At 43.0% G+C, this 7,255-nt stretch carries 6 protein-coding genes; 3 read left to right on the top strand and 3 right to left on the bottom strand.

Annotated features, from left to right (window positions below):
• On the top strand, positions 1-723 hold a 723-nt coding region (locus tag HZA10_05875), incomplete at its 5' end, for a tetratricopeptide repeat protein (protein ID MBI5195829.1).
• A gap of 249 nt (positions 724-972) precedes the next feature.
• Here HZA10_05875 and HZA10_05870 read toward each other — a convergent pair.
• From HZA10_05870 to HZA10_05860, 3 genes are read right to left on the bottom strand one after another with little or no spacing between them, the layout of a single operon-like run.
• Entirely contained in the window at positions 973-2,901 is a 1,929-nt protein-coding gene (locus HZA10_05870; GenBank protein MBI5195828.1) for a cobalamin B12-binding domain-containing protein, read from the bottom strand.
• 20 nt (positions 2,902-2,921) lie between these two features.
• Complete coding sequence (locus tag HZA10_05865) at positions 2,922-3,317, bottom strand: hypothetical protein (GenBank protein MBI5195827.1); 396 nt, start codon at positions 3,315-3,317, stop codon at positions 2,922-2,924.
• A gap of 32 nt (positions 3,318-3,349) precedes the next feature.
• A complete protein-coding gene (locus tag HZA10_05860) occupies positions 3,350-4,669 on the bottom strand; it encodes a B12-binding domain-containing radical SAM protein (protein ID MBI5195826.1) in 1,320 nt (439 codons plus the stop codon).
• 152 nt (positions 4,670-4,821) lie between these two features.
• On the opposite strand from HZA10_05860, the gene HZA10_05855 reads away from it, so the two are divergent.
• Together HZA10_05855 and HZA10_05850 are read left to right on the top strand one after the other, a co-directional pair.
• Positions 4,822-6,804 (top strand): tetratricopeptide repeat protein, encoded by a 1,983-nt coding sequence (locus HZA10_05855; protein ID MBI5195825.1) that lies wholly within the window; start codon positions 4,822-4,824, stop codon positions 6,802-6,804.
• A gap of 33 nt (positions 6,805-6,837) precedes the next feature.
• A partial coding sequence (locus HZA10_05850; protein ID MBI5195824.1) for a hypothetical protein occupies positions 6,838-7,255 on the top strand: 418 nt, incomplete at its 3' end.

Below are 7,255 nucleotides of genomic sequence, written 5' to 3'. Positions count from 1 at the left end.
CTTCATCCTTCATCCTTTCTCTCTCATCACACATCACGGATTACGGTCTTACTGCTTGCTGCTTTAGTCCTTTCCCTTTCCATCGCCGCTTATCAGAGAAATGCCGTTTGGAAGGATGAAATGAGCTTATGGACAGATGTATTAAAAAAGGCCCCTAAAAAAGCAAGGGCGCTCAATAGTTTCGGGTTTGCAGTGTTAAGCAAAGGAAACTCAAAGGATGCGGTAAACTTTTTTAAACAAGCAATAAAAATTGACCCTAACTATAGCGATGCATATAACAACCTTGGGGTTAGCTTAATAAATCTCGGCGAGTATGAAAAAGCGCTTTCATATATTAAACAAGCAATTAAAATCTATCCCCTTTATGCCGATGCCCACAACAATCTCGCAGTTGCCTTAATGGCTACGGGTAAAGCTGAGACAGCGCTTTCACATGCAGCGTACGCAATAAAAATTAAACCGGGGTATGGAGACGCATATAATACAATAGGCGAGCTGTATTTTCAAAAAGGACAATATAATGACGCATTGTATCATTTTAAAAAAGCCATTGAATTAAATAATTCAGTAGTTTCAAGATATTATAATGCTGCATTAACCCTTGAAAAGTTGAACAGGATTAATGATGCATGTAATTACTGGACAAAATATATAACAATAGGGGAAAAAGAGCCGGACCTAAAAAATGTGTATGAACATATGAAAAACATAAAGTGTCAATAAAAATTTAATGAACCTCCACGCCGCAGAGACGGCGGGGTATCATAAAAATAAAAGTAAATCGTACTTTGTCATTCCCGCTTGTCGGGAATCCTTCAGAAAGATTCTGGACAAGCCAGAATGACAGAAACAAGGAAACCCCATAGCAGAGACTGTGGGGTATTGAAAACTAACTAATAAAATTTCCGGCAGGGGCATTTATTTTTTTACAGAAATGGTGCAAACACGAAGCAATCCTTGTAGTATTGCAGCCTAAATATTCTCCGCCTCGCAGATGTCTTTTACTTTTTTAAGAACAGCCACAGCCTCTTTCCTGTTCAGCTTCTCAATGACAAGCCTGTTGGCTATGACACCTAACACCTTGCCCGGAACCTCATAGTGAATCTCAAACGTCAGCGTCGTTGCCTTTGAATCCCCGCTAAAAAAATATACCTCCCTTATCGGGAATGAGCCTTCCATCTGCATAGCAAATTTCTTATCTTTATGAAACTCCGTAATCCTGCCTTTGCCGTCCATGTTCATGCCGAGCATCCTGTAGGTCCACTCAAATGTCATGCCTGCTTTGACTGTCTTGGTGGATAAATTCCTCACATCCACAAGGCTTGTCACATACCTGGTCCAATTTTCGGGATTTGTGACATAATCAAAAACCTTGCCTACAGGCGCGCTTATTTTTACAGACATGGATATCTTTGATGTAAGTTCCTGCGCCGGTTTTTCCTCTTCGGCTTCTTCGGTCTTTAATTTGTTCATCAGTTCCTGCACCTGAGGCGGCATCATGCCGAGAGAGCCGAGCTTGTCAACTATAAATGAACTGTTCATTATCAGTTTCATTGATACAAGCAGATAGCGTTTTTTAAACGGGTCTTTCATGGTCAGTATTTCTTTCAGCTTGCCCATATAAAAGCTCCGGTAGCAGTCAATAATAGCCCAGTCAACCGCCTTAAGGCTCATCTTTTCAGGCTTGATGACAGGATCAATGAGATTGTATTTCCTGTAATCCTTAGTTGCGATATAAGGAAGAAGCTCTTTGTACATATCTGCATAAGGCCACGGCGCAAGGGCCAGATAATGAGCAAAATCCGGATTGTAGATTTTGGACAGCTTGAGCGTCTTTGCCACGGACTTTTTGGTTTCATGGGGGAAACCCAGCAGAAAGCTCGTTTCAGTAATCATGCCGTGCTCATGTATAAGCCTTATTGCATCCAGCCCTATCTCTACCTTTACATCCTTTTTAATGAGGTCCAGCGTCTCCTGATCCGTGGCCTCAACCCCGATGTATATATGAATAACGCCTGCCTTTTTATACTTCCACAGCAAGTCCTTGTCCCTTACAATATCCTCTGCCCTCGTCTCCATCAGAAGGTATATTCCGAGGTCTTTCTCTATCAATAAATCCAGCAGTCTCTCCCACCGGGCCCTGTCATGTGTGGGATGTTCGTCAGGGATTAGGAAGACATTAACGCCGTATGTCTTCGCCAAATGCTCTATCTCCTTGACTGCGCTTTCAGGGGTCCTTCCCCTCCAAGACTGGTGCCAGAATTTCTGCTGGGAGCAGAATGTACAGTCATGGCTGCAGCCTCTTGATGTGCTTACAGAGCCGAGCCTGCTTTTGGGTATGACAAAATACCTGTAATCCTTCCATTCCACAAGGTCCCATGCAGTAGGGAGCTTATCCAGATCCTGAATAAACTGCCTCGGCGGGGTTGCCGTGATTTTTTGCCCGCTTCTGTAAGCTATCCCTTTCACATCCGCGGGGTCTCCGCCTTTGCTAAGACAAAGGAGGAGTTCTTTAATGGTCTCCTCTCCCTCTCCCCTTACCACATAATCAACAAACTTGTTTTCAAGCATTTCTTTATACATAAAATGAGGGTGCACCCCGCCTATGATTGTAGTAATGCCGGGTTTTATCTCTTTTGCAGTCTTTAGAATCTCAAGGGCGTCAAAAACAGTTGAGGTTATCGCAGTAGCGGCAACATAGTCAGGTTTTTCTTCCGAGATTTTCTTTTTAATCTCTTTGAAGCCATGGCGCTTTGTCATGGCATCGTATATGACAGGCTCAAAACCCGCCTCCCTGACAGCACCGGCAAGATAAACAAATGTAAGCGGCACCCAATGTCCTGCCACTTCAACAACTCCGCAGTGGTAAGGCGGTGTTATAAAAAGTATTTTCTTTTTCATCTGACCTTCCTTACAGATTATTATGCCACATCAGTCTGCTTTTTTATATCCTTTACCCTTCTGTTAATCTTAAGCCAGATATAAGCGCCAATGCCTACAAAAACAAAGGCCAGGACATGCTTTACAAGCAGGGCGGGTATCTGATTTTTGCCGGCGGCATTGGCCCACTCAAATTCCGTATAAAAAATCGTCCTCGGCACACCCCCGATGATTATCCAGACAAGGGAAAATCTTGCAAGCTTTGTTGCGCTGTTATAAATCCTAAGGAAATACTCCGTCGTCTCCTTGGTCTTTATTGCAGAATCATAACGCCTGACTATAACCCAGACGACAATCCCGCTTGCCATAAGCAATGCAGTGGCAACATCATGGAAATAATTATTCATCATGATAAGCACGCCGAGAAATGGGCTCATTTTTTTATTTTACCTGTTTTGCGCCATATATTTCATGCATTTTTCATTTTCGCCCGCGCATATTCCTTAAACGCCCTGCCCTGAGGATACTGTATCATCCATGAAGTAATATGGCTCATGGGAAATCCCTTCAGCGAAATCCGGCACATCCTGCTTAATATTTTAGGTATATCAAAAAGGTCTGCTCGCAGTTTTATGATTGCGGCTTCCCTCTCGGCAGGGGACATTGAAGGATGCTCAAAAACCGCATGATTGCCGTCAAACCTGTCCCAGTCAAGCCCCCTGATCAGATACGGCTCATACATTTCATAAAGTTCTGTCCCGGGGAAAGGCGTTGTCATTACAGGATGCGCAGCAACCTTAAGCTCATCGCATAATTTCATTATACCTTCAAAGTCCTCCCTCGTATCCCGTCTTCCGCCAACCATGATAAACAGCATGACCTCAATGCCGTAATCCCTGATTTTTTTAATTGCATCTCTTCTCTCCCGGCCCTGCTTTGTCACTGCCTTGTACTCCTCAAGGCTGAATATATTGTTTGACTCCCATCCAACAAGCACTGCCGTAAGTCCTGCCCTGCGTGCATTTGTAAGGAGTTCATGCGAATGCGGATGCTGGACTGACCTGATATCGCCTGAGCCAAACCACCATTTGCCCTTTACATTTTTAGCCATCTCTTTGTAAAGTTCAATCGTCTTCTCTACATTCACGCCCCATATGTTGTCGTCAATGCCCCAGAACAGCCTCCATTTACTGTTGGCAACTTCTTCAACCACTTCCCTGACAGGCCTCATCCTGACCTTGCCGCCAAAAAATTTATGCACTGAGCAAAAAGAACAGCTAAAGGGACAGCCCCTTGAGGTTTGGAAATAACCGTATACATACTTTGTATTCCAGAGATTTGTAACAGGCCGGGGCAGTCCGGCAAGGTCAGGGAATTCTCCATGATATACGGGTTTTAATTTGCCTTTTTCAGCATCATCAAGCAATTCCTTCCAAACATTCTCCGCCTCGCCAAGCACAATGGAATCCGCATGCTCCCCTGCCTCATCAGGCAGGGCAGTGACATGTATTCCGCCCAGCACAACTTTTTTCCCCGCTGACCTGAGCCTGTCTGCCATTCTAAAGACCCATGGGGACTGTGGAGTCAGTACTGTAAACCCCACTAAATCCGCATTGACATTATCAGGGCTAAACTCTTCTTTGTTGGCGTCAATCAATTCAACCTCTGTGCCGGGTTTTACCTGATATGTAAGTCCTGTCAGATATTCAAGGACAGGCGGTGCAATGGGCAGTCCCTTGGACATCTGCCCCTTTTCACCAAACGGAGGAGATACAAGCAGGAGTTTCATTTTATAATAATTTAGCAGATTAAGCTATATTTTGAAAATACCCTGTTCGATGAACTGCTGAAATGCTATAATTTAACGTCCCTTAAAGAATACCTCACAGAGGGATAATTTTTAGAACTATTAAAATTAAACTGCCACTTCTTGGGGTGAAGATGTCTAAGGCGTTAGTTCATATTTTTTTAATTGCCATTATTGGCATCCTTGCTTACTCAAATACCTTCAACTGTCCTTTCCATTTTGATGATGACTTTTATATTACGAAAAACCCGATAGTCAGAGACCTTAATCTCTTCACAGAGCTATCTGAGGCTAAAAAGTTCCAGAGCAGCTATTGTTACAACACGCTAAAGATGCGGTACATGGGGCTGCTAACCTTTGCGCTGAATTATAAGCTGCACGGACTTGATGTAACAGGTTATCACATTGTTAATCTCACAATCCATATCATAAACGCCATTTTGGTTTACTGGCTTGTCCTTCTGACGTTCAAAACTCCTTTTTTCAATTTTCATCCTTCATCCTTCATCTTTCAACCTTCATTAATTGCTTTGTTCTCTGCCCTGCTCTTCCTCTCCCACCCCATTCAGACACAGGCAGTTACTTACATTACCCAGAGGTTTGCATTGCTTGCTGCAATGTTCTACCTCCTATCACTGGTCTTGTATGTGAAATGGAGAATACAGAAGTCAGAATTCAGAAGTCAGAATGAACCTGTCATTGCGAGGAGTCAGGAGAATCAGGACGAAGAAGCAATCCCAAAAGGTGAGATTGCTTCTTCCCGAAGGGTCGGGAATCGCAAAGACATGCATCCAAAATCATGCATCTGGTATCTGACATCTGTCCTTTCCGCCGTCCTTGCCATGAAGACTAAGGAGATTGCCTTCACACTTCCGATTATCATAACGCTTTATGAATTTAGTTTTTTCTCTCTGAACTCTGAATGCAAAATCCCTCCTCACCCCCCTTTATCAAAGGGGGGGATGGGGGGATTTTTACGCATCAGGCATTACGCGTCACGGTTTCTCTATCTCCTGCCTTTTCTTCTTACAATGCTGATAATACCCTTGAGTTTAATGGGTACACATAAACCTGACGGCGGCTTAGTAAGCAATATAGATGACGCTTCAAGGGCTATTTCATCCATGCCGCGGTTGCATTACCTTTTCACAGAATTCCGTGTGATAGTCACATATATTAGACTCCTTTTTGTTCCAATAAACCAGAACCTTGATTATGATTATCCGGTTTATAATTCCTTTTTCAATCCAAATGTGTTCCTGTCGTTTCTGTTTTTATTGTCTATTTTCGGACTTGGGATTTATCTGTTTTATTGTTCTAAAAATCCCCCTTCATCCCTGCCTACCGGACAGGCAGGCCCCTTTGACAAAGGGGGAATAAAAGGGGGTTGTTCACTGTTCACTGTTCACTATTCACGCCTCACTGCCTTTGGCATTTTCTGGTTCTTTATAACCCTGTCTGTTGAGTCAAGCATTATACCGACGCTGGATATAATCTTTGAGCACAGGCTATATCTGCCAAGCATTGGCGCAGTAATCGCCTTTGTATCCGCCGTCTTTTATTTCATTCCTTATCTTTCATCCTTCAACCTTCAACCTTCATCCTTTCTCTCTCATCACGCCTGCCTACCGGACAGGCAGGCATCACGTATTACGGTTTTGCTGTTTGCTGCTATCATTATCGTCTTTTCAATTGCTGCCAATACAAGAAATATTGTCTGGCAAAGTAATGTTGCCATATGGGATGATGTCATCAAAAAATCCCCCCACAAGGCAAGAGGGTATAGTAATATAGGCAAGATTTACCTTGAGGCAGGGTTTAATGATAAAGCAATAAAGCATCTACAAATTGCCTTGCAACTGAATCCAAATAACGCCACAGCACATAATAACATCGGTGTTGCTTATAATTACAATAACAATCCCGACAAAGCCATAGAACATTATCAGGCTGCAATAGGACTTAATACGGAATATGCAGAGGCGCACTTTAATCTCGGCGTTTTGTTTCTTGCAAAATGTGAGGAGGAAAAGGCACGCGAGGAATTTGAAACAGCCTTACGTATAAACCCTGACTATTATCAAGCCAGACAGTTTTTAAAATATGTATCTAATTAATATGGAATAAATGGAGCTGTACCAGTTTAAAATATGCAAGTAGAATCAACATCTGTCAAAACAGATTTCCTGTATAAACCAGCAGTTCATCTCCTGCTGATTGCTATTATCGGCATAATTGCCTACTCCAACACATTCAACATACCATTTCATTTTGATGACGCATCCAATATTGTAGAAAATCCTGCCATTAAAGACCTCCGGTACTTTTCAGAACCATCAAAGGCAAAAGCATTCCCTTTATACGACACTTTTAAAAACAGATTCATAGGCTTCCTCACATTTGCGCTGAATTATAGACTGCACGGCATTGATGTCACAGGCTATCATGCAGTCAATCTCATAATCCATATCATAAACGCATTGCTTGTGTACTGGCTGGCGCTGCTGACATTCTTTAGAGTGGCAAAGTGGCAAAGGGACAAAGTGGCAGAGGGGCAGGATGCACCGT

Source organism: Nitrospirota bacterium (assembly GCA_016212185.1).
Taxonomy (GTDB): Bacteria; Nitrospirota; Thermodesulfovibrionia; order UBA6902; family DSMQ01; genus JACRGX01.
The sequence above is the reverse complement of the archived record's forward strand: the minus strand, read 5'-3'. Positions and strand labels throughout refer to the sequence as shown.

Excerpts from the sequence above, each read along its gene's own strand:
- HZA10_05870 (MBI5195828.1), bottom strand. The coding sequence starts at position 2,901 with ATGAAAAAGAAAATACTTTTTATAACACCGCCTTACCACTGCGGAGTT.
- HZA10_05865 (MBI5195827.1), bottom strand. The coding sequence starts at position 3,317 with ATGAGCCCATTTCTCGGCGTGCTTATCATGATGAATAATTATTTCCAT.
- HZA10_05860 (MBI5195826.1), bottom strand. The coding sequence starts at position 4,669 with ATGAAACTCCTGCTTGTATCTCCTCCGTTTGGTGAAAAGGGGCAGATG.
- HZA10_05855 (MBI5195825.1), top strand. The coding sequence starts at position 4,822 with ATGTCTAAGGCGTTAGTTCATATTTTTTTAATTGCCATTATTGGCATC.